The 22,473-nt window shown below is 41.8% G+C and carries 20 protein-coding genes; 12 read left to right on the plus strand and 8 right to left on the minus strand.

Annotation, left to right across the window (positions count from 1 at the left end; all coding sequences use genetic code 11):
• The 8 genes from PV763_RS06880 to PV763_RS06915 form a co-directional block, all read left to right on the plus strand.
• The coding region (locus PV763_RS06880) for a zinc ribbon domain-containing protein (protein ID WP_420937539.1) at nucleotides 1-249 on the plus strand (249 nt) is incomplete at its 5' end.
• A 94-nt stretch (nucleotides 250-343) separates the two neighbouring features.
• On the plus strand, nucleotides 344-3,094 hold the full coding sequence (gene glnE, locus PV763_RS06885) for a bifunctional [glutamate--ammonia ligase]-adenylyl-L-tyrosine phosphorylase/[glutamate--ammonia-ligase] adenylyltransferase (protein ID WP_420937540.1): 2,751 nt from the start codon (nucleotides 344-346) through the stop codon (nucleotides 3,092-3,094).
• Between the two features lie 24 nt (nucleotides 3,095-3,118).
• A complete protein-coding gene (locus tag PV763_RS06890; protein WP_004278329.1) occupies nucleotides 3,119-4,045 on the plus strand; it encodes a branched-chain amino acid transaminase in 927 nt (308 codons plus the stop codon).
• Nucleotides 4,046-4,173: 128 nt separating this feature from the next.
• The gene (locus tag PV763_RS06895) at nucleotides 4,174-4,896 is read left to right on the plus strand and encodes a hypothetical protein (protein WP_224217200.1); all 723 of its coding nucleotides are present in this window, start codon (nucleotides 4,174-4,176) and stop codon (nucleotides 4,894-4,896) included.
• Nucleotides 4,897-4,900: 4 nt separating this feature from the next.
• Entirely contained in the window at nucleotides 4,901-6,526 is a 1,626-nt protein-coding gene (locus PV763_RS06900; RefSeq protein WP_213687674.1) for a glycosyltransferase family 2 protein, read from the plus strand.
• A 9-nt stretch (nucleotides 6,527-6,535) separates the two neighbouring features.
• Nucleotides 6,536-7,279, plus strand: coding sequence for a hypothetical protein (locus PV763_RS06905; protein WP_201701596.1), 744 nt, complete (start codon nucleotides 6,536-6,538; stop codon nucleotides 7,277-7,279).
• Between the two features lie 17 nt (nucleotides 7,280-7,296).
• Entirely contained in the window at nucleotides 7,297-8,358 is a 1,062-nt protein-coding gene (locus PV763_RS06910; RefSeq protein WP_224217201.1) for a glycosyltransferase, read from the plus strand.
• Between the two features lie 18 nt (nucleotides 8,359-8,376).
• The gene (locus PV763_RS06915) at nucleotides 8,377-9,255 is read left to right on the plus strand and encodes a glycosyltransferase family 2 protein (protein WP_213687672.1); all 879 of its coding nucleotides are present in this window, start codon (nucleotides 8,377-8,379) and stop codon (nucleotides 9,253-9,255) included.
• Nucleotides 9,256-9,353: 98 nt separating this feature from the next.
• Here the strand turns inward: PV763_RS06915 and PV763_RS06920 are convergent, their stop codons facing one another.
• From PV763_RS06920 to PV763_RS06940, 5 genes are all read right to left on the minus strand, one after another.
• The gene (locus tag PV763_RS06920; RefSeq protein WP_420937541.1) at nucleotides 9,354-10,220 is read right to left on the minus strand and encodes a lysophospholipid acyltransferase family protein; all 867 of its coding nucleotides are present in this window, start codon (nucleotides 10,218-10,220) and stop codon (nucleotides 9,354-9,356) included.
• A gap of 18 nt (nucleotides 10,221-10,238) precedes the next feature.
• Nucleotides 10,239-10,460, minus strand: coding sequence for a hypothetical protein (locus PV763_RS06925; RefSeq protein WP_004278319.1), 222 nt, complete (start codon nucleotides 10,458-10,460; stop codon nucleotides 10,239-10,241).
• A 115-nt stretch (nucleotides 10,461-10,575) separates the two neighbouring features.
• Complete coding sequence (gene aspS, locus PV763_RS06930) at nucleotides 10,576-12,360, minus strand: aspartate--tRNA ligase (RefSeq protein ID WP_420937542.1); 1,785 nt, start codon at nucleotides 12,358-12,360, stop codon at nucleotides 10,576-10,578.
• Nucleotides 12,361-12,522: 162 nt separating this feature from the next.
• Entirely contained in the window at nucleotides 12,523-13,287 is a 765-nt protein-coding gene (locus tag PV763_RS06935) for a DUF4184 family protein (RefSeq protein WP_114541331.1), read from the minus strand.
• Between the two features lie 63 nt (nucleotides 13,288-13,350).
• Nucleotides 13,351-14,412 (minus strand): RNA-guided endonuclease InsQ/TnpB family protein, encoded by a 1,062-nt coding sequence (locus tag PV763_RS06940; RefSeq protein WP_191112203.1) that lies wholly within the window; start codon nucleotides 14,410-14,412, stop codon nucleotides 13,351-13,353.
• Nucleotides 14,413-14,622: 210 nt separating this feature from the next.
• Between PV763_RS06940 and znuD the strand changes: the two genes are divergently transcribed.
• On the plus strand, nucleotides 14,623-16,731 hold the full coding sequence (gene znuD / locus PV763_RS06945; RefSeq protein ID WP_420937543.1) for a zinc piracy TonB-dependent receptor ZnuD: 2,109 nt from the start codon (nucleotides 14,623-14,625) through the stop codon (nucleotides 16,729-16,731).
• A gap of 106 nt (nucleotides 16,732-16,837) precedes the next feature.
• Nucleotides 16,838-18,301 carry a phospholipase D family protein gene (locus tag PV763_RS06950; protein ID WP_191112205.1) on the plus strand — a complete coding sequence of 488 codons (1,464 nt, stop codon included), beginning with the start codon at nucleotides 16,838-16,840 and terminating at the stop codon, nucleotides 18,299-18,301.
• Between the two features lie 84 nt (nucleotides 18,302-18,385).
• Here the strand turns inward: PV763_RS06950 and PV763_RS06955 are convergent, their stop codons facing one another.
• Nucleotides 18,386-18,844: a hypothetical protein gene (locus PV763_RS06955; RefSeq protein ID WP_129716405.1), complete on the minus strand. Its 459-nt coding sequence runs from the start codon at nucleotides 18,842-18,844 to the stop codon at nucleotides 18,386-18,388.
• Between the two features lie 180 nt (nucleotides 18,845-19,024).
• Between PV763_RS06955 and PV763_RS06960 the strand changes: the two genes are divergently transcribed.
• Nucleotides 19,025-19,477 (plus strand): RcnB family protein, encoded by a 453-nt coding sequence (locus tag PV763_RS06960; RefSeq protein ID WP_129716407.1) that lies wholly within the window; start codon nucleotides 19,025-19,027, stop codon nucleotides 19,475-19,477.
• A 197-nt stretch (nucleotides 19,478-19,674) separates the two neighbouring features.
• Here the strand turns inward: PV763_RS06960 and PV763_RS06965 are convergent, their stop codons facing one another.
• Nucleotides 19,675-20,172, minus strand: coding sequence for a phosphate-starvation-inducible protein PsiE (locus PV763_RS06965; protein WP_004647497.1), 498 nt, complete (start codon nucleotides 20,170-20,172; stop codon nucleotides 19,675-19,677).
• A gap of 173 nt (nucleotides 20,173-20,345) precedes the next feature.
• Between PV763_RS06965 and PV763_RS06970 the strand changes: the two genes are divergently transcribed.
• A complete protein-coding gene (locus PV763_RS06970; RefSeq protein ID WP_005261855.1) occupies nucleotides 20,346-20,552 on the plus strand; it encodes a hypothetical protein in 207 nt (68 codons plus the stop codon).
• A 60-nt stretch (nucleotides 20,553-20,612) separates the two neighbouring features.
• On the opposite strand, the gene PV763_RS06975 is transcribed toward PV763_RS06970, so the two are convergent.
• The gene (locus tag PV763_RS06975; RefSeq protein WP_005103290.1) at nucleotides 20,613-22,394 is read right to left on the minus strand and encodes an acyl-CoA dehydrogenase C-terminal domain-containing protein; all 1,782 of its coding nucleotides are present in this window, start codon (nucleotides 22,392-22,394) and stop codon (nucleotides 20,613-20,615) included.
• Nucleotides 22,395-22,473: the final 79 nt, after the last annotated feature.

The following is a 22,473-nucleotide window of genomic DNA, read 5'->3' on the forward strand; positions in this document are numbered from 1 at the left end:
TTACTCGTTAAAGTTGACCCTAAATATACAAGTCAGACTTGTAGTTCATGTGGTCACGTTGCAAAAGAAAATAGGCTTACTCAAGCAAACTTTAGTTGTGTCGAGTGTAGCTTTGGCGAGAATGCAGATATTAATGCTTCTCGCAATATTTTGGCGGTAGGACATACCGTTTTGTCTGTGGAGGGTGGATGCGGTAAAGGTCGCCTTGCGAAGCAGAAAGCAAGTGAAATCCGTGAGGAAGTCACCTAAGAGCTTTTACTTTTAGAATCCCCCACTTGAACATCGTGAAAGTGGTGGGAGTATGTCAAAACTAAGCAGAATGTTTCAGGGGAAGAGTTGAGTGATGAATGCGGCACAATTGCAGAAAACCTTAAGAGCTAGCCAATATACCGAACAGGTATTGGCCAATCACCAGAGTTTACTGGAACAGGATTATGCAATTGATCAGTTTCAAGGCTCACTCAGTCGGGAATATATTGATCAGCTGGTGCAGCACTGCATCCTGAATATAAGCGATGAAGCAACGTGGATGCGCGCAATGCGTATTCTGCGGGCTCGTTTGATGTTTCGCTGGATCTGGCAGGATGCCAATCAACTCACCGATGTTATTACCCTCACTCAAGAACTCTCCGATTTTGCCGATGCCTGCATCTGTGCGGCGAAAGATTTTGCCCGTATTCCGGTCGCTGCCAAGTATGGCCAGCCGATTGGCTATAACGGAAAAGTCCAGGATCTGATTGTCATCGCGATGGGCAAACTCGGCGCCCAAGAACTCAATCTTTCCAGTGATATCGACTTGATTTTTGCCTTCGATGAGCAGGGTGAAACCGATGGGCGCAAATGTATTGATGTGCAGCAGTTTTGCATCCTGTGGGGACAGAAACTGATTCATTTGCTGGATCAGATCACGGCGGATGGTTTTGTATTCCGGGTGGATATGCGCCTCCGTCCCTGGGGCGATGGTTCGGCGCTGGCCATTAGCCACGCGGCCTTGGAAAAATATCTGAGCCAGCATGGGCGTGAATGGGAGCGTTATGCCTGGATTAAAGCGCGTATTGTCAATCCAAGTCCGGAAGGCGATGAGCTGCTGGAGATGACCCGTCCATTTGTATTTCGCAAGTACGTCGATTACAGCGCTTTTGAAGCCATGCGCGAAATGAAAGCTATGATCGAGCGCGAAGTACAGCGCCGTAATATTGAAGATGATATCAAGCTCGGAGCCGGTGGCATTCGCGAAGTCGAGTTTATCGTGCAGGTGTTTCAGTTGATTTACGGCGGCGCCAAACTTGAATTGCAGGATCGGCAGTGTCTGGTGAATCTGAATCATCTGGATGATGCCGAGTTGCTGGATGAACAGGCGGTGCAGGATCTGGAAAATGCCTATTTATTCCTGCGCCGGGTTGAGCACGCGATTCAGGCACTGAATGATCAGCAAACGCAATCACTACCGACAGAGCCAGAGTTAAGGGCGCGTATAACGGACACACTTGGTTTTGCGGATTGGGACAGCTTTATGGCATATCTCAATGAAAAGCGTGACAAAGTGATGTATCAGTTTGATCATTTAATCAAGGAAAATGGTCCTGACACCTTGGTTGAAAGTTTTTCCCAGTTGGAAAAGAAACTCAAAGAAGTTTTGGACGAGAATGCAAAGAATCTTGTCTATGAGTTTTGGAATGGGCATGCCTTAAAAAAATTACCAGCCAAAGCAGTGCAGCGTTTAAAAGCTTTTTGGCCACATTTAATTGAAGCCGTTTTACAGTCAAATGATCCTCAGGTGGCGTTGGTACGCTTAATGCCCCTAGTTGAATCAGTGATGCGCCGTACGGTATATCTGGTGATGTTAATTGAGAGTAAGGGGGCGTTACAGCGACTGGTGAAGATGGCCACGGTCAGCCCCTGGATTTGTGAAGAACTGACCCATTATCCGGTACTCTTGGATGAATTCCTGTCGATGGATTTTGAATTGCCAAAACGTCAGGATCTGGAAGATTCCTTGCGCCAGCAACTGTTGCGCATTGAAATTGATCAGGTCGAAGACCAGATGCGGGTTTTGCGCCTGTTTAAAAAATCCAATGTACTTGCTGTAGCCGCCAGTGATGTGCTGGCAGAAAGCCCGCTGATGAAAGTTTCCGATGCCTTGACCGATATTGCTGAAGTATCGGTGAATGCAGCGCTGCATCTGGCCTATCAGATTGTTGCGAAAAAGCATGGTTTTCCACTGGATGCAGAAGGGCAGCGCTGTTCAGTCGAGCATACGGCTTTTGCAGTCATTGGTTATGGTAAAGTCGGTGGCATTGAATTGGGTTATGGCTCAGATCTGGATCTGGTGTTTATTCACTATATGGGTGAACAGGCCGATACCAATGGACTCAAGCCGATTAGTGGCTTTGAATTTGCCATGCGCGTGGCACAAAAGTTTATGTCACTGATGACCACGCAAACCCTGGATGGACGCGTATATGAAGTCGATACCCGCTTGCGTCCATCGGGCGAAGCTGGGCTTTTGGTCACCAGTTTAAAAGCCTTTGAACAATATCAGTTCAAGAGTGCCTGGTTGTGGGAGCATCAGGCCTTGGTGCGAGCCCGCCCGATTGCGGGTGAAATGAGCTTGCGAAAAAAGTTCGAAGTCTTGCGCCGGGATATTTTGATTCAGCCCCGTGATGAAAATTATGTACGGGCAGAAGTACTGAAAATGCGTCAGAAAATGAAGGAGCATCTCGGTTCTTCTAAAGAGCAAAAAAAAGATGGTATTTTTCATTTAAAACAAGATGCAGGTGGTATCGTAGACATCGAATTTATGGCACAGTATGCGGTGTTGGCTTGGAGTGGGACGAATAAAGATCTCGCCCATTTCTCCGACAATGTACGAATTCTTGAGGATGCCGCAAAATCAGGTTGCTTATCCAGCGACGATGCGACTGCTCTGATTCAAGCTTATCTCCGTGAACGCGCCGAGAGCCATCGCTTAGCCCTTGCAAATCAATCCATGCAAGTGTCTGCAAGCGACTGGCACGATACCCGAATGACCGTTTGCAAGTTATGGCAAAGACTGATTGATCCAAGTGCAGACTTTGCACTGGATAGTGAATAATTGTGAGAAATTGGAGTTTGTGGCATGAATTTGGCTGATCGTGATGGTTTCATTTGGCAAGATGGACAACTAGTTGACTGGCGTGAGGCAAAAACTCACGTATTAACACATACTTTGCATTACAGCATGGGTGTGTTTGAAGGCGTCCGAGCTTATGAAACCCCGAATGGAACGGCTATTTTCCGTCTTAAAGAACATACGAAGCGCTTGTTGAATTCTGCAAAAATTTATCAAATGAAAGTTCCATTTGATCAAGCAGCATTAGAACAGGCTCAAATTGATGTTGTTCGTGAAAACAAATTAGCGTCTTGCTATTTACGTCCAATTATTTTTATTGGTTCTGAAAAACTCGGTATCGCTGCAACTGACAATACCATTCATGCCGTAGTTGCGGCATGGAGCTGGGGTGCTTACCTCGGTGAAGAAGCGATGGCGAAGGGAATTCGCGTAAAAACGTCTTCATTTACCCACCATCATCCGAACGTGACCATGTGTAAGGCCAAAGCATCAGGTAACTACACGCTGTCGATTCTTGCACATCAAGAAGTGGCGCATTCAGGTTATGATGAAGCAATGCTGCTCGACCCACAAGGCTATGTATGCCAAGGTTCAGGCGAAAACGTATTCCTGGTGCGTGATGGCGTGATTCATACGCCTGATATCGCAGGTGGTGCGCTGGATGGTATTACCCGTCAAACGATTATTACGATTGCTAAAGACTTGGGTTATGACGTAATTGAACGCCGTATTACCCGTGATGAGTTCTACATCGCAGATGAAGCATTCTTTACCGGCACTGCTGCAGAAGTAACACCAATCCGTGAATACGATGACCGTCAGATTGGTGAAGGTGTACGTGGTCCAATCACCACACAAATCCAGAAAGCTTATTTTGATGCAGTTCAGGGTAAAGATCCTAAATATGCACACTGGTTAACGTATGTGAAGTAATTCAGAATTTACTGATTGAAAAAACCTCTCATTTGAGAGGTTTTTTTTAAGTGATGTACTTATTCTGCCGAACTTATGTCATCATATTCACCATCAAGAAGATTTTAAGATGAGCTTAGGCATACGCAATGAGTAACATCGTTATTTGTATGAAATGGGGAACCAAATACGGTTCGGAATACGTCAATCGTTTATACAATATGGTTAAACGACATACGACAGTCGACTTTAAAATGGTCTGTCTGACGGATCGTACTGAAGGCATTGATCCTGCAGTACAATGTTTCCCTATTCCACCTCTGGCATTGCCTGAAGGTGCTCCTGAGCGTGGCTGGAACAAGCTATCTACTTTTGAGCCTGATCTGTATGGTTTGGAAGGCAATGCACTCTTCCTCGATCTTGATGTAGTGATTGTCGATAATATCGATGAGTTCTTTACCTATCCGGGCGACTTTCTGATTATTCATGACTGGAAACGGCCGTGGCGTATTACCGGTAATAGTTCGGTTTACCGGTTTAAGCTGGGTGCTTTCCCGGGCCTATTACCTTATTTCCGTGAACATTTTGATGAAATTCGTCAAAAGTTCCGCAATGAGCAAGCTTATTTGTCTTGGTATGTCGATCAAGAGAAAAAGCTCTCTTACTGGCCTGACAGTTGGTGTAAAAGTTATAAGTATCATTGCTTGCAAAAAATACCTTTGGCGTACTTTAAAGCACCAGTAAAACCCGAAGGTGCAAAAATTATTGTTTTCCATGGTGAAATTAATCCACCAGATGCGGTAAATGGTGGGGGGGGGAAATGGTATCGCTATGTGTTGCCATCAGATTGGATTAAAGAGGCTTGGCAGTAATCTTATGTCGTTTGTATTAAATCAACAACCTCGGCCATTTCGCTTAAGTGTTGTGATGATGGTAAAAAATGAGGCAAAAAATTTAGCCATATCCTTACCTGCTTTAAGGGGTTGGATTGATGAGCTTATTGTTCTTGATTCTGGTAGTACTGATGATAGTCGGCAACTAGTGGAATCTGCTGGTGGTCAATGGTTCGTGAATACAAATTGGCAAGGTTTTGGCAAGCAAAGACAATTGGCGCAGAGTTATGCAACGGGTGACTGGATTTTAGCACTAGATGCAGACGAAGAAATCACCCCTCAGTTGAAGCAAAGCATTCTTGAGGTGATTGCGCAGCCACCTGCCAATACAGTTTATGGTATTAAACGAATCGATTGTATCTTTGGTCATGCAATTGATAATCCATATTGGCCGTTAAAGGCGCATTGGCGATTGTATCCAGCAAATTTTCAATATAATGATAATTTAGTACACGAATCAATAGAAATCAAAGATGCTCATACTTCTACTTTACAAGGTCTTTTATTACATCATACTGCAGAAACGCCATATTTTTGGATAGATAAGCGTTTATCTTATGCCAAGGCTTGGGCTGATGATCGTGCACTACGAAATAAAACTTGTGGTGCATTAAGCATTTTTGTGCATACTTTTTGGGCGTTTTTTAAGCAGTATTTTATAGATGGTCGTTTCCTTATGGGGAAGTATGGGCTGGTTTATTCGTTACTATTTACTCAATATACTTTCAATAAATATGCAATTTTATATGACTTAGTTAATAATCAGGCAGAACTAGCATTTCAGGAATCTGTAGATATTGCAAAAACTTTAACCCCAATTGATCAATCACAAAAAAAGTCTACTTTGTCTTTGGTTATGATTGTTAAGAATGAAGCAAAACATTTAGCAGCTTGTTTAAATACAGTACATGATATTGTAGATGAAATTGTGATTTTAGATTCAGGTAGTCATGATCAAACTGCTCAGATAGCTGAAAAATATCATGCTCGGTGGTATGTGAATACAGATTGGCAGGGATTTGGAAAACAACGTCAATTAGCACAGCACTATGCAACGGGTGACTATATTTTAGTATTAGATGCTGATGAGCGATTGAGTCAAAGTTTACGTGAGTCGATAGTCAAGATTTTAAACCAGTCAGTACAAACAGATTGCGTTTTTAGCTTGGCTAGAGTGAATTATTTTTCAGGTATACCGACGCATTTAAGAGGTTGGTATCGTGATTGGGAAAATCGCCTTTATGCTCGTCACTTTTTTTCTTATTCTGATTTGGATGTGCATGAGTCTGTCAATACAAACAGAGCTCAGATTGTCAAATTAAAAGGTTTGCATCTCCATTTTACTAGTGAAGATTTATTTCATTATGTGGTGAAGCGTAATCGTTATAGTCTTGATTGGGCTTGTGATAAATACAAATATCAGAAAAACATTAGTTTGATTAGTATACTCTTGCGGACCTGTTTTTCGTTTATACGTGAATATTGGATACGCGGCGCATTCTTATCTGGTGCATATGGGATCATTTCATCTTTAGTTTTGATGTTTTATACATTTGATAAATATTTGATTCTTTGGGAAAAGTCCCAAGGAAATAGCTTAAATAAGTAGTGGTGTGTGATGCCTCCTAGAAAAAAATCCAAGTTTGAGCAATGGTTTTCATTTAGTCGACATCAACGTCGTTTTGGTGCAGATAAAATTTATGAAAGCTTGGAGCAAACTGATATAGAGACACTTAAGAAAAAGTTGATTGTTGGAAATGACATTGAATATACCTATGGCTCTGAAAAAGATTTAAATAAGCATATAGAAAATCTTAAGCGAGAGTTTGTTGGGCAGCCTGAGATCAATCATTTTCACGCCAGTTTAATTGTTTTGATTCGTCGTGAAATTGATATTGATAAAAATTATAATAAATTCAAAGATTTGTGGTTAAGTGAGCGAGATTTTTTATTAAACTCTTTGAATATGCGATGGTTGGTTTCTGCTTGTGATACTTTCATAGATTATGAAAAAGATACTACTCTGAGAGCAATATTGATGATAGCGGTAGTATTGATAAATACAATTAAAGCTCAGGAAACAGAAGCTATTTTGTGTAATCAACGATATGTGGAAAACAAAACCGCCTTAGAAAAATTACAAAGTCAACGGGTTGCTCTCTTTGATGGAACATCAGCTTTGGCAGTTGGCACAGATGATACACTTCGAAATATGCGTTGGCGCTTAGATCAGGTTTGTTCAGAACATCAATTAGGTGCAATTGTTATTGAAATCTTTAAACGTCTACAATGTGAAGAAAATAATAATATTTATTCACGTTCGAAACAGCGTCATAAAAGAGAACGCACAAGCTGGTGGTAAGTCTTGGATATTGATAAATGGTAAATCTTCAGATGAAAAAAATTGTAATAGCTATATTCACCTTACAAGGGAATGGAGCAGAGCGATTCGCATTAACACTTGCAAAAGGTTTGGTTGATGCTGGACATGAAGCACATATTATTTATTTTAAAAACATTATTGATTTACCGATCCCTGAAGGCGTAAAACTTCACTTTTTTGATTATCAAAAGTATCGGGCGATTCCCAAATTTATGCGTGCCGGTTTTGCAGCAAAAGCTTTTGATCGATTTGTGATTAAAAATATTGGTACTCCTGATCTTGTTCTATCAAACTTATTTCCTGTTGATTTTGTATTATCAAAAAGTCAGTTGCCGAATGTTCACTTAGTCATTCATAACACGACGAGTTTGGAATATGGTGAACAATTAGCGGGAATGAGAAAACAGCTAGATAAAGTTTATTTAGCCAAGCCTTGTGTGGCTGTGAGTAAGGGGGTCGAAAAAGACTTTATTGAAATATTTGGTTCAAAAAGTCGGATCACTACAATTTATAACCCGATTGATGTTGAACAGGTTGTTTCAACATCAAATGAATATATCCCTGATATTGAAAAACCGTATATTGTAAATGTTGGAAAATTTAAGCAGCAGAAGCGACATGATATTTTAATTAAAGCTTATGCAAAAGCTAATGTTCAAGAAAAACTGGTTTTGGTCGGGACCGGTGAGCTATTAGAAGCTTCTAAAAAATTGGTTAAAGATTTAGGTATTGAAGATAAGGTGATTTTTACAGGCTTCAAAAAAAATCCCTATCCATATATGAAGCATGCAAAGTTGATGGTTTTATCATCTGATTTTGAAGGCTTGGGGTTAGTAATTTTAGAAGCTTTAGCTTTGGGGACTCCTGTTATTAGTACTGATTGCCCTTCGGGTCCCAACGAAATTCTTGCAAATCAATATTTAGTAGCAGTACAGGATGTAGATGAACTTGCTTCTCGAATCCGTTTATTTGTTGAAAAAGATACAGAAGTATCGTATTTGAATCAAAAATTCACGCAGTTAGTTGCTACTAAAGCATATTTAGACTTATGTAAGTAAATATTATGGAATAATGAAGTGATTAAATTTGGAATTATTACACCGACTTTTAATAGACCTGAGCTATTGAAGAGATGTATTCAGAGTGTTGAAAATCAGACATATTCAAATTGGGTTCATGTTATTATTGATGATTCAACAACTCATGAAACCGAAAATCTTAGACTTGGAAGTGATAAATTAGTTTATATTAAGAATGAAGTGAATTCAGGGGTAGGTATATCTCGTAATAAAGGTATAGATTACCTTTGCTCGCAAGAAATAGACTACATTATTTTTTTAGATGATGATGATTATTTTGATATTAATTGTTTGTCTAAGGCAAACGAATATATTAAAAAAAATATTAATTATCAATGGTTTGTGTCAAGACGTGTTTTTCATAATACTAATAAGTCACTCACTGAGTTATATATAGTAAAAGACAGTTATAATTATTTAAAGGATTCTCTAATTGGGAAATGTATTCGTAGAGATACTACTCATATTTTATCTCAAAAAATTTTAGCCGATACAAGAATACGCTTTCCTGAACATATTCGAGGGGGAGGTGAGTGGCGTTTCTTCGCAAAATTAAGTGAATATATCGACTTTAGTTTTTTTGAAGGTGGGGTAACTTTTACAGAGTTACAAATGCAAGGTTTAACCGCTAACAATATAAATAATAAATTATTTATTGCTACTGAAAGAGCAGCACTAGTAATTTATTTACATGAAAGAGCAAAATTTAAATTAAAACAAATTGAATATGGTGCAAGTGTAGTAAAACATTTTATTAAACTACAACGGTATGACTTATTGAATGAGTTTTATCAAGATTTTATTAATCAAAAAAATCCGATTATTAAAGTGCTATTTAATTTAGAAATTTTTCTCTTAAAAAGAAAATATTCATAAATGTTTTGTCCAAATTTTATTCTACTCATATAGTTTATTAGCCTTTAATATTGAGCAGTTTGTATGTTAGTAATGTGGGAATTAAAAAATGTTGAGGATTAATGTTTATAAAGATTTTTAGAGTCCTTTAGTTTCCTAAACCTTTTATACCCCCACAAATACTGTTCTGGAGCGACATTAATCATGCGCTCCATTTCTTTATTTAAGGTATCAACCGACAGTTGTAAATCTTTAGATAAAATATCATTTGATAACTTAGTCACGTAAATATCATAACCGGAAAAATCTTCACGTCTTAAACAACTAAGCCCAACTACAGAACATTGTGTTTTAGCTGCCAGTTTGGAAAGTAAGGTAGAAGATAGCGCATTCTGATTGTAAAAAAGTGAGTAGATACCACCACTTTCTTTAGGTACATGATCCGGTAAAATTGCAGAAAAGCCACCCTGTTTTAAATGCTTAAACAAAGCACGTACACCAGAATCATCTGTAGGGACCAGTGTGGCATTCAGGCGTTGCCTAGCTTCAAGCATGAAGCGGTCAACATCCTGATTCTTGCTGGGCTTGTACATAATCACAGGAGAGGTATGCTGATTCACCCAGACATTCAACAGCTCCCACGTACCAAAATGTGGAACTACAGCCAAGCAGCCCTGAGGATTTTGCAAAGCTTGAATAAATAGATCTGCACCATGCACATCTCGAATTAAAGAAAGCGCATATTCAGAAGATGAACCCCAAATCTTGACTGATTCCGCATACGTCATGCACTGACTTTTGAGACTGCATTTAGTCAAATCAGCCCGTTCAGATTCAGAAAGTTCAGGATAAGCAGAGGCCAGATTAATTTCGGTCACTTGGCGTGCAGAAGAATGGCTGATATACAAAAGCAATCCAGCCAGTTGCGCAAGATTTTGAATGAATCTTAGTGGAAGCTTGGAGAAATTTTTAAGTAGGGTGTACATGGTATCCAGATGGTCAGATTATAGGTCTTTGTCCGGATTGCCCTTCAGCACCATATATATCAAACCTACAAAAATCAGCAGGGCGCCTAAAATACTGCTCAGGCAAAAATACACAATACGGTCATTGGTATCGAGGTTGAACAGGTTGTTGGCAAGGATATAGCGCATGAACAGCCATTGAACCACTGAAAATACAATAAGCATAATGCTGCGATTACGAACTGCAGGACGCATAGCCATTGCTAATTACCTTAGATTGAAAACTGTCGCTATTATGCCACTGTTCCAGATACGACTCAATCTTACAAAAAAAGCCCCGCACGAGGCAGAGCTTTTTCACTTAATACTTCAAGAATTATTCTTGAGATTCAGCTTTCGGTTTTTCACGTAAGCGAATACCAAGGTCACGCAGCTGGTTTGATTCAACTGGAGCAGGTGCTTGCGTTAATGGACATTCAGCAGTCTTGGTTTTCGGGAACGCAATCACGTCACGAATTGAAGAACCGCCAGTCATGAGCATCACAAGACGGTCAAGACCAAATGCCAAACCACCATGCGGAGGAGCACCGTAACGTAATGCATTTAACAAGAAGCTGAATTTCTCTTCTGCTTCTTCTTCACCAATGCCAAGCGCTTCAAAGATCGCTTTTTGCATTTCAAGGTTATGGATACGCAGTGAACCACCACCGATTTCAGTACCGTTCAATACCATATCGTAAGCCACAGAAAGCGCAGCGCCTGGGTTGTTCTTCACTTCTTCTACGCTAGATTTAGGCAGCGTGAATGGGTGATGCACAGATGTCCATTTACCATCATCAGTTTCTTCGAACATTGGGAAATCAACAACCCAAAGTGGCGCCCACTCGCAAGTTGCAAGTTTCATGTCATGACCGATCTTCACACGAAGCGCGCCCATGGCATCGTTTACAACTTTCGCTTTGTCTGCACCGAAGAATACGATGTCGCCATTTTCAGCGCCAACACGTTTCAATAGATCAAGCACGATTGGCTCGATGAATTTCACGATTGGAGATTGAAGACCTTCGATACCTTTTTCAAGTTCGTTGACTTTGATGTAAGCCAAACCGCGTGCACCGTAGATGCCTACAAACTTCGTATATTCATCAATCGCGCTACGTGGAAGTGAACCAGCACCCGGTACGCGAAGCGCAACGATACGGCCTTTAGGATCTTTTGCAGGACCTGCGAATACTTTGAACTCAACGTCTTGCATCAAGTCTGCAACGTCAACCAGTTTCAAAGGAATACGCATATCTGGTTTGTCAGATGCATAGTCACGCATTGCATCGTTATAGGTCATGCGTGGGAATTTATCAAACTCTACGTTTAGAAGTTCTTTGAACATCTTCACAGTTAAAGTTTCCATTAAATCCATGATGTCATCGTCACTCATGAACGATGTTTCAACGTCGATTTGGGTGAATTCAGGCTGACGATCCGCACGTAAGTCTTCATCACGGAAACATTTAGCGATTTGGTAGTAACGATCAATACCGCCCACCATCAACAACTGTTTGAACAGCTGTGGAGATTGTGGCAGTGCATAGAAGCTACCATTAGATACACGGCTTGGAACTAGATAGTCACGTGCACCTTCAGGAGTCGCACGAGTTAAGATCGGAGTTTCAACGTCTAGGAAGCCATTGTCTTCGAAGTAGTTACGAATCAGGTTGGTTAACTTAGAACGGAAGCGTAAACGATTTAGCATTTCTGGACGACGGATATCCAGGAAACGGTATTTCAAACGGATTTCTTCAGAAATATTGGTGTTTTCGTCATTCAAAGGGAATGGCGGAGTTTCAGACTGAGCAAGAACTTCAATTTCTTTACCCAAGACTTCGATTTGACCGCTCACCATATTGGCATTTTCTGTGCCTTCATAACGGCGACGTACACGGCCTGTAATTTTTAATACAAATTCTGAACGTACTTTATCAGCAGTTGCGAATGCTTCAGGAGTATCTGGGTCAATAACCACTTGAACAAGACCATCACGGTCACGCATGTCAAGGAAGATTACACCACCGTGGTCACGGCGACGGTGTACCCAACCGCATAATGTTACGGTTTGGTCAATTTGAGCTTCGGTTAAAGAACCGCAGTAATGAGTTCGCATCATAGCGTTAGAAATCCAACTATATGGGTTAAGGTCAGCGAATACGTAAACAGCGTACCGCTTTGAGTAAAGGTAGGATTATGCCTCTTTGGGCATGTTGTCACAAGAACTTGGGTCAAAAACAATATCATTTTAAAGTGAATAGGCGCAAAGCCAGTGCTTTGTTTAACCCATCCTGCGATCTCTGTCTAAAAATAAAAACAATAAACAGCCCAGACTGAAGGTGATCAAAAAGCCTTGACTAAATTCATTGATAGAGCGACCAGTAAAATAATAGAGGTCCGATTGCCAGACTTCCGTAGAAATATAGCGCGCATAATCCCAGACCGAAAATAGGCCGGTAAATATAGAAAAGAGCAATAAGCCCCAGGCGAAAGACTTGATTCTTAGGCTGACTGCAAGATATTGCTGATGAGTTTTATAGTAATGCAGGCTCATCCACAAGATAAGAGGCAAGACAATCACTGAGGTACCAATCTGTAAAATCCGGTGCAGCGGATAACTTTGTCCAAACAACTGAAAATGTTGGGCTAAGACGTCATGGAAGGCAAAAGTTCGAAAATCGACGTGAGTCAGTCCATCCCAGATTAAATGGGTGGCTGTACCAATGATGAGTGCAAGACACATCACCAGGATGAATTTTAGTGCTGAAAGGATATTGTGAATCTTTAAATCATGCTGAATACCGATGAAACGGTAAATCACGGGCCGGTAAATTAGGTACCAGACTGCGCAAAAAGCCAGACCAATCCAGAGATCCGGATGAATCAACGAAGACCATAAATGGGTAATATTAGAATTAGTATGAGTAAACAGACGATGTAGATCGGGAACCATGCTCCCAATGGCCAGCGCAGCAACAGGGAGTCTATTCCCAGTCAAATATGAAATAGGGGGAGCAAGCACAGCATGCGACAAGGTAAAAGGCATAAAAATGATGTTTTAATGTAATCAAAAATATTCAAAGGACATTCTATTGACATCCTCTCCTTCTTAAAAGAGGGAGATTCCTACTTCTAGACGCTTATGCCCAAGCGCAAGAATGTTCAGGGCAGAATTTAAATCCCGCTGCCAGGCTGTACCGCAGTTCTGGCATGTCCATTCTCTCATTCCAAGATCAACCCTACCTTTCGGACTACTGCTTGATATTTGCTTACAGCACGAGCAGATCTGGGTGGTATAGGACTCATTGACTTCTTCAAACAATACGCTTGCGTTCTCGCATTTATACTTGAGCATTGTTTTGAGTGCTGAAAATCCTGTATCCAGGACCGACTTCGCCATCCTGGTTTTGAGCAGTTTCTTCGCACTCAAGTCACCTACAACAATCAGTGCATTCTCCCTCACCAGTTGGGTGCTGGCCTTGTGCAAATGGTCTTTACGACAGTTTGCAATTTTGGCGTGTAATGCACGGACACGCTTTTTATTTCTCGCTCGTTGAGCAATTCCTAGTTTCTGTTCATATTTTCGATAGAACTTGGGATTGGAAATGATAGTTCCATCCGAACAGGTCGCAATATCTTTTAAGCCAAGATCAATACCAATCGCTTTGGTAGTGGTGGGTTTCTCAGCTTTAGGGCTATCCACCACCAGGCAGACATACCAGCGCCCGCGAGCATCCTCAACGAATGCGCCTGTTTTAATGCTGTATTGGCTTAATCCGTAGCTGTCCCATAGCTTGAATTGGTGCTTACCGTATTGAACAGATCCATCAGCAGATTTGATGGCTACTTTTTTAAAGGGTATCCAACCAAGAGAGCGCCTTGCTGATTTCTTGTTACTTACACGCCATTTTAGCTTTGCTTTTTTGAATTGCTTGCGTCTTGTTACTAATTCTTCTGTCACAGCCTGAATGGTTTGACTATGTAGGCTGCATTCTTTAGATGCGCCTTTTGTGTATTTCGATACATCGTAAGCTGATAGAAATTCACCTTTTCTTTTTAAATGTTTGAACCCTAAATCATTGACATAATTCCAGACAAAGTTCACCTCAGATGCTAATTGGTCTAGCACCTTGCAATGTTTGTCTTTTATTCGTAATTTAAGTGTTTTCATGGGCTTATATTAGCTCATGTTAAATTAAAAGTGTGAATTTAAAAAAAATCCAACGACATTTTATGTCGTGTCACTTATATCTCTGTCATGAAGGACGGAGTTTTACGCTCCATTTGATAAAATATATCACTGAGTGTCGTAAAGGATTGCAAAAACAATGAAATGTTATATTATAACATTCATCCAGATTACTGAATTTGAGCTTCGGTCATGTCCTTCCCTAAGAATCTAATAACATTGTCAATTTTTGCTGTAGTTGCGCCTACAGTATTTGCAGAGCAATCCTCATCTTCTATCCCGGTTCAGACCATGGACACGATTCAGGTGCAAGCTCATCCATTGGTGCAGACTGCGGCGGATTTTGCGGTTGCGGATCAGGTCGTGGATCAGAAAGCGCTGTCTGAACGTGCCACTACCATTGGTGATGCCTTGGCAGATGAGCTTGGTGTTTATTCTAATCAATATGGTTCAGGCTCAAGCCGTCCGGTGATTCGTGGTCAAGATGGTCCACGCGTGAAAGTGTTGCAGCATGCTTCTGAAACAGCGGATGTATCCACTTTGTCTCCTGACCATGCTGTCACCGTTGATCCGATTCTGGCGAAACAGGTCGAAGTGATTCGCGGTCCATCTACATTGCTTTATGGTGCCGGTACAGTCGGTGGGTTGGTGAATGTCACTGATCAAAAAATCCCAACTCAAATGCCTGAAGGTGGTCTGGAAGGTACAGTCGGCCTGCGTTATAATTCAGGCAGTGATGAAAAACTGGCAAGTGCTGGTGTGACAGCGGGTATTGGTGAAAACTTTGCTTTGCGGGTAGAAGGCTCAAAGCGTAAAGCCAATGATTATATTGCGCCGGATTATGTAGTAGAAGAGCCGCATGGAGATCACTCACACTTTCATAAAGAACGTCGTGTGGGCAATACTTTTACTGAAGGGCAGACAGTCAATATTGGTGGAGCATGGATTCATGACCGTGGTTTTGTTGGATTGTCCTATAGTAACCGTCAGGATCAATATGGCTTGCCGGGACATAGTCATGAATATCATGGTTGTGGGCCTGATGAGAATGATCGCAATCAATTGGCATGTCCTCCACATGATGATGGTACTGAAGAAGGCGAACATGCGCATGGCGGACCGTGGGTCGGTTTAGAGTCACATCGTTATGATCTGCGTACCGAACTGAATAACCCTTTTGCCGGTGTAGAAAAACTACGTGCACATGCCAGTTTTACTGACTATGAACATGATGAACTGGAAGAAAATGAAATCATCAGTAACTTTAAAAGTAAGGGTTATGATAGTCGTCTAGAGTTGGTACATGTGCCAGTTGCAGGTTGGGAAGGTGTAGTTGGAGCGCAATATAGCCAACAAAAGATTGATCTTTCAGGTCAATTAGAGCCACATGATGACCATTTCCATGAGGCTGTCGTGATGCCTGATACCAAAACTGAAAAATACAGTTTATTTGGGTTAGAGCATAAGCAACTTGGCGATGTGCATGTTGAGTTGGGCGCACGCGTTGAGCATCAAAAAGTGGATGTCGACTCTCGTCGTAAAAAAGATTATTCCGATACAGGTGTATCTGCATCCACGGCTGCCAATTGGGAATTTACACCAAACTATAAGCTTTCTGTAGTGGGTTCACATCAACAACGTTTGCCACTTGCTCAGGAACTCTATGCAGACGGGATTCACTTCGCAACCAATACTTATGAGCGAGGGAATGAAGATCTGGATGTCGAGAAATCAAATAATCTTGAATTAGGTCTGCATTATGAAGGCGATAAATTGGATTATCACGTGCATGTCTATCACAACTGGTTTGATAATTATATTTATGGTTCAACGACTGATAGTGAAGGTGACTTCCGCTTGGTCGACTATACCCAAGACAAAGCCAGATTCTATGGTACAGAAGCACAAGCCGGGTATCAGATCAATGATATGTATAAGCTCAGCGTCTTTGGGGACTATGTACGTGGCAAGATTGAAGCTGAGAATGCACCACGTGTACCTGCAGGTCGCTTAGGCACTAAAGTCGAAGCAGACTTTGCCAATGGCTGGTCAGGTTTGGCTGAGTATTATCATGTCTTTAATCAGGACAAAATCGCCAGCTATGAAGATGAAACCCAAGGCTACAATATGGTGAATGTTGGCCTGAGTTATGCCAATAACCTTGCAGATAACAATGCTTATCGTGTTTATTTCAAGGCCAATAACCTGCTTGATGATCAGGTGTATTCACATACTTCCTTCCTGTCGAATATTCCGCAAGTCGGCCGCAACTTTACCGTCGGCGTGCAGTATGATTTCTAACAGGTCTACTGAAATAATCGATCAAATCATCTAGATCTCACTGAAATCTACTTGAAAAATCATAAGATAAAACCTAGCCTGAGTATATTGGGTTAGGTTTTTTCTTATGCGTATCTTTCAACGAATTCACAATAAATTGAACTGGTCGAATCGCCGTTATGCGACTTTGATCATTAGTATGCTGGCCGTGGGTTATCTGGCTTCGGCGATCTACCACACGTATAAGCCTTTGCCGGAAGGTCTGAATTACACGGGCAAGTTGCGTCATGCCGAAGTCAAATTTCTAGCCGATCAGACTTATCTGGATGCCGAAGGAAAACAGCATTTAGATCATCGCATTTTTAATGAAATGCTGAAAATGATTGAAGAAGCCAAATCACTGATTGTGCTGGACATGTTTTTATTTAATCAGCAAACCGGTGCATCTACGCAGCAGCATCAGGCACTGAGTCAACAGCTGAGTGATGCTTTAATCAGTAAGCGTCTGCTGCAGCCTGAGGTGGAAATCAAGTTTATTACCGATCCGATCAATTCAGTTTATGGCGGGATTAGATCCGAGCAGTATCGGGAATTACGTCAGCACGGCATCGATGTCATTGAAACCAATCTGACGCCGTTGCGGGCTTCCAATCCAAGCTGGTCAGGCTTCTGGTATATCTGTTGCCAGGGCATTGGCAATAATCCGGAAACAGGCTGGTTGCCGAATCCATTTGGAACAGAAAAAATTACTCTGCGCAGTTATTTTGATTTATTTAACTTTAAAGCCAATCATCGCAAAACCATGGTGGTGGATACCGATCAAGGCTGGAAAGCACTGGTCACGTCCATGAACCCGCATGATGGCAGTTCGCGGCATTCCAATATTGGCTTATTGGTCTGGGGCAGCACAGCCGTCGATATTCTGAAAACAGAACTGTCTGTGGGCAGGATGTCACAAGCGAATATGCCAGCCATTGTCGCCGGAGATTTTCAGGCAGACAGCAGCCAGCCACAAGCTCAGGTGCTGACTGAAAAAGCCATTTATGATGCAATTCTGAATCTGATTCAGACGGCGAAAGTCAATGAGCAGATTGATCTGGCGATGTTTTATCTGTCTGAGCGCAAAATTATCAAAAGTCTGATCGCGGCCCATGAACGTGGTGTCAAAGTCCGGATTTTACTCGACCCAAATAAAGATGCTTTTGGCCGTGAAAAGAATGGAATTCCAAACCGGCAGGTGGCTTCAGAATTGCACGAGGCAGGTATCGAGGTGCGCTGGTGTCGTACTCAGGGTGAGCAATGTCATAGCAAAATACTAATGAAGCGCAGCGCTCAGCAAGCTGAAATGATTTTAGGTTCGGCCAATTTTACGGTGCGCAATTTGAAAAACTATAATCTAGAAACCAATATGCGCGTGGTCGGTCAACCTCAGGCTGAAGTTTTCAGGGAGGCCCAGCAATATTTTGAGGGGGCATGGTCAAATCTGAATGGCCGTTCTATGAGTGTGGACTACACGCAATATGCAGAAAACTCATTCTTTAAATATTGGCTGTATCGCTTTATGGAATGGAGCGGCTGGTCAACGTTTTGATTTTAAATCCCTCCTGACTTCTCTTTTTTTAAAGGGAGGAAAGTCCCTCTTTGAAAAAGAGGGATTTAGGGAGATTTTTTATGATCAGCTTTTTGATTCTGGATTCGGTGGAACCAGCTGATCCAGCTCTTTATCCGTTAATTCATCCAGCTCAGAAATATCGGTTTTAATTTTCCATTGGGTTTCATCATCGACTGGATTTGGCAGACGCGCTTCTAACCAGTCACAAACCACATCTGGCGGGAAATCTGCGTGATTACACTGGATTACCCAAGACAGGAAATCTTTGGCTACACCATTCATATATGGCGGTGGCGAAACTGGAAGAAACTGAGTTGGGAGACGTTCATTTTTAGAAATATAATTCAGGACATGACCTAGTTCTTGCACAGTTTGCCAAGCCAGCGGATGATCTACATTGATCTGGAACTTAAACCACCATGCCTGTTTGCCATCTGAACCATAGCTATCAATCCGTTCTTTCTGAACACTTGGTACTTTAGAAAAATATTCATGTAAACGATCGAAATTTAAATCAGACACAGTATTCAACTCGAAACATTAAAAAAAGCAATTTTAGCATAAAGCAGCAGCCTGCCGACGTGCCTGTCAGATTGAAAATAGGCAAGCGCATTACAAAAAATTGCAGCTCCAACGAGCTTATCCATATTTTCTGCATCTATTTTGTTTAAAATATAAGCAGATTATTCGGAGGAAGCTCAAATGAGAATCGTACTATCGAGTGCAATATTCGCTGCTTTGCTATTGGGGGCTTCTGCACAGACGATGGCTGGCAATGCCTGGGTGGGTTATGGTGGTGTAGACCGATCTGTACCGAATTATCGCAGCGCACCACGATCTTATGATCCACCACGGCAGCATTATCCGCAACGTCCACTGCCACCGCGACCACATTACCCGCAACGACCACCACATTGGGGTTATCCGCCTGCGCAGAGTCAAAGTGGATTAAATATTCAGTATCAGGCACCGACCACCATTTATCAAAATTCGAATAGTTATAGCTGGGTCAATGGTGATCCGAATGTTGCCCGGATTGAAAGTTCGAGATATACGGTAATTACCGATTGGCAGCGTTTAGGACTACCAGCACCGCCACGTGGCAGCTACTGGATTTATGAAAACGGACGCTATGTACTGATGCCGAATCGTTAAACTGCTTTAAATTCTGAACGAATAATTCAGTAATAAGCGTAAATAACTAAAAAGACCAAAATAGTTCCCTCTCCTGTGAGGAGATGAGTAGCACTGCTACGCAAGGGAGAGGTTGCTTGAGATAAATAGTCCTAAACCCTGAACGAGGCTTAAGTATTACTTTAAGCTGAAGTGCAAAAAAAAGAGGGCTTAAAAGACTAGGCCAATTCATCATCTTCTGGGCGCGGTGTTTTACCGAGTGGCAATGGCTTTTCACTATGTTTGTCACGGATCACGGATGGATAGGTCCATGAGGCATAGCGCACCACTAATATCGCAAAGGCCAGAATCAGAATCGAACCGGTAATAATCACCAGATCCATGCTGGCTTTATGCGTGTGTTGAATATCTGCAATCAGCAAACGGGTCAGTGCAGTAATGGCAATATAAATCAGGAAACGTACTGGCATATGGTTGGTTTTAAAATAGATGCCGACCATGGCACCCAGTTCCAGATAAATAAACAACAGAAGAATGTCGTCAATGGTGGCGAACTGTTTGACGGTCAGAATGTCGATGACCGTATGGCCAGCGGACCAGATCACCATACAGCCAATAATAAACAGCGCAATATAATGAAAGCTTTCTACAGCAAGATTACCAAGACGGTCGAGGAGCGCTTCAAATTTTTCAATTTTCGGACGTGATTTAGACATATTATCCTCCTGATTTTTCATGTGAAATAAAGATAGTTACAGAATAGCGTGCAAAGATCATGCACAGAATGATTGAATGAAAAATAAAGATTAAATTATTTGAACTTTTGCGCTTATTTTAGACTAAATTGCTATATTGTATGGGTGGTACATTGAATAAATAGGAGAAAAAAGTGTTAGATAAAATTCAAACAAAAATTAGCCAATTAGAAGCCGGAAAAAAATTAATCCTCGGCGTAGGCATTAAGGCTGAAGATATGCAAAAGGTGGTGGAGCTCTGCGAGTCTTTAGAGTCAGAGGGGAATATCAAAATTGTGAATAAACATTCGAATCCGAAAAGCAATAATCAGACGGATACCTTGCTAATTCAAAAAGTTTAATTGTTGCATTTTCATAAAAAACGCCTGCTGATGCAGGCGTTTTTATTGCAGATTTTTAGCTTAAGCTTGAGTCGTGAAATAATCTTCAGAGAAGTTCATGATGACGTCAGAACCTGATTTCACTTTAGTAATGCGTAATGCCAGTTCAGGCAGAATGCGTTGTACAAAGTAACGTGCCAGAGCGATTTTATTTTGATAGAACTCACCGTCTTTATTTTTCGCTGCATTGGTAATGCGCGCGAACATATAAGAGAAGCTCAACAGACCTACAGCGTGCAGATAGTCAACTGCGGTTGCATTCGGGAAGTCATGGCTTTCTCGTGCTGCTTCCAGAATGTACTGAGTCACCGATTCAACTTCAGTTGCTGCATCCAGTGTGGCATCTTTAATAAAGTTTAGATCCGCATCCAGACTATTGGCAAAGTCACGGATTTCAGAGATATATTCAGAGATATATTCGCCGCCACATTTAATGGTTTTGCGGCCGATCAAGTCTTGTGACTGTACACCGTTGGTGCCTTCATAGATCTGGGAAATACGTAGGTCACGGATACATTGCTCCAAGCCCCATTCACGGATATAGCCATGACCACCGAAGACCATTTGTGCATCTAGGGTCGCCTGGAATGCGGTATCCGTTAAATACGCTTTCGCGATTGGTGTTAATAGCGCAACGCGGTCATTGGCTTTTTTCACCGCTTCAGGATCAGTAGAGAATTTGGTGATATCCAGTTGCTGACCTACATAAACTGCAAAGGCACGCGAAGCTTCGTTATTGGCACGTACATTCAGCAGCATACGGCGTACATCACCATGCACCAGAATGCTATCCGCAGGTTTGCTTGGTGACTGAACGCCAGCCGCACTACGACCCTGTAAACGGTCTGTGGCATATTGCGCAGCGTTTTGATAAGCGAATTCAGAAGCACCTAGGCCTTGAATACCCATCGACAGACGTTCGTAGTTCATCATCACGAACATCGCAGCGAGACCTTCGTTTTCTTTACCAACGAGGTAACCTTTGGCACCGTCAAAGTTCATGACACAAGTCGCAGATGCCTTGATTCCCATCTTGTGTTCGATTGAACCTGGGCCGACCGGGTTACGTTCGCCAATAGAACCATCTTCATTGACCAAGAATTTCGGTACGATGAACAGGGAAATACCACGAGAGCCAGCAGGGGCATCTGGGGTTTTCGCTAGAACGAGGTGAATAATATTTTCCGCCAGGTCATGATCACCACCCGTGATGAAAATCTTGGTGCCGCTGATGCTATAAGTGCCGTCTTCGTTACGTTCAGCTTTGGTTTTGATAATACCCAGATCAGTACCGGCATGTGGTTCGGTTAAGCACATGGTGCCTGACCACTCACCCGAATAAATTTTAGGTAAATAGGTTTCTTTTTGTGCTTGTGAAGCATAGCTGTTCAGCGCCATGCCCGCACCAACAGAAAGCAGTGGATACAGCATAAAAGACGGGTTGGTGGCAAACAGCATTTCATCAGAAAGTACCGTTAGCATTTTCGGCATTTCCTGGCCGCCCCATTCCATATCTGCGCCCAGACCAATCCAGCCACCTTCTGCATATTGTTTGAACGCTTCTTTAAAGCCAGCAGGTGTGGTCACATTACCATTTTCAATTTTTGCGCCTTCTTCATCGCCGGTACGGTTCAGAGGAAGCATGACGTTTTGAGAAAATTTTGCCATTTCTTCAAGAATCGCTTCTGCTGTCGCAGCATCCAGATGCGCTAGATTTTCATTGGCCTGCCAGAATTGTTCTGCATTGAAGACATCGTTCAGGATGAATTTCATATCGGCAAGTGGCGCGTTATAAATTGGCATGGTGTGTCACCTGTTTATTGTTTGATTAAATGAGTTTTAATCAGTCTAAAACACTCAAAATCTGAATGTTAGACGACTA

The organism is Acinetobacter sp. AS5 (assembly GCF_048957595.1).
Lineage (GTDB): Bacteria > Pseudomonadota > Gammaproteobacteria > Pseudomonadales > Moraxellaceae > Acinetobacter.

What these genes read in the sequence shown, in the direction of transcription:
- glnE (WP_420937540.1), top strand. Translation starts at nt 344, where the DNA reads ATGAATGCGGCACAATTGCAGAAAACCTTAAGAGCTAGCCAATATACC.
- PV763_RS06890 (WP_004278329.1), top strand. Translation starts at nt 3,119, where the DNA reads ATGAATTTGGCTGATCGTGATGGTTTCATTTGGCAAGATGGACAACTA.
- PV763_RS06895 (WP_224217200.1), top strand. Translation starts at nt 4,174, where the DNA reads ATGAGTAACATCGTTATTTGTATGAAATGGGGAACCAAATACGGTTCG.
- PV763_RS06900 (WP_213687674.1), top strand. Translation starts at nt 4,901, where the DNA reads ATGTCGTTTGTATTAAATCAACAACCTCGGCCATTTCGCTTAAGTGTT.
- PV763_RS06905 (WP_201701596.1), top strand. Translation starts at nt 6,536, where the DNA reads ATGCCTCCTAGAAAAAAATCCAAGTTTGAGCAATGGTTTTCATTTAGT.
- PV763_RS06910 (WP_224217201.1), top strand. Translation starts at nt 7,297, where the DNA reads ATGGTAAATCTTCAGATGAAAAAAATTGTAATAGCTATATTCACCTTA.
- PV763_RS06920 (WP_420937541.1), bottom strand. Translation starts at nt 10,220, where the DNA reads ATGTACACCCTACTTAAAAATTTCTCCAAGCTTCCACTAAGATTCATT.
- PV763_RS06925 (WP_004278319.1), bottom strand. Translation starts at nt 10,460, where the DNA reads ATGGCTATGCGTCCTGCAGTTCGTAATCGCAGCATTATGCTTATTGTA.
- aspS (WP_420937542.1), bottom strand. Translation starts at nt 12,360, where the DNA reads ATGATGCGAACTCATTACTGCGGTTCTTTAACCGAAGCTCAAATTGAC.
- PV763_RS06935 (WP_114541331.1), bottom strand. Translation starts at nt 13,287, where the DNA reads ATGCCTTTTACCTTGTCGCATGCTGTGCTTGCTCCCCCTATTTCATAT.
- PV763_RS06940 (WP_191112203.1), bottom strand. Translation starts at nt 14,412, where the DNA reads ATGAAAACACTTAAATTACGAATAAAAGACAAACATTGCAAGGTGCTA.
- znuD (WP_420937543.1), top strand. Translation starts at nt 14,623, where the DNA reads ATGTCCTTCCCTAAGAATCTAATAACATTGTCAATTTTTGCTGTAGTT.
- PV763_RS06950 (WP_191112205.1), top strand. Translation starts at nt 16,838, where the DNA reads ATGCGTATCTTTCAACGAATTCACAATAAATTGAACTGGTCGAATCGC.
- PV763_RS06960 (WP_129716407.1), top strand. Translation starts at nt 19,025, where the DNA reads ATGAGAATCGTACTATCGAGTGCAATATTCGCTGCTTTGCTATTGGGG.
- PV763_RS06965 (WP_004647497.1), bottom strand. Translation starts at nt 20,172, where the DNA reads ATGTCTAAATCACGTCCGAAAATTGAAAAATTTGAAGCGCTCCTCGAC.
- PV763_RS06975 (WP_005103290.1), bottom strand. Translation starts at nt 22,394, where the DNA reads ATGCCAATTTATAACGCGCCACTTGCCGATATGAAATTCATCCTGAAC.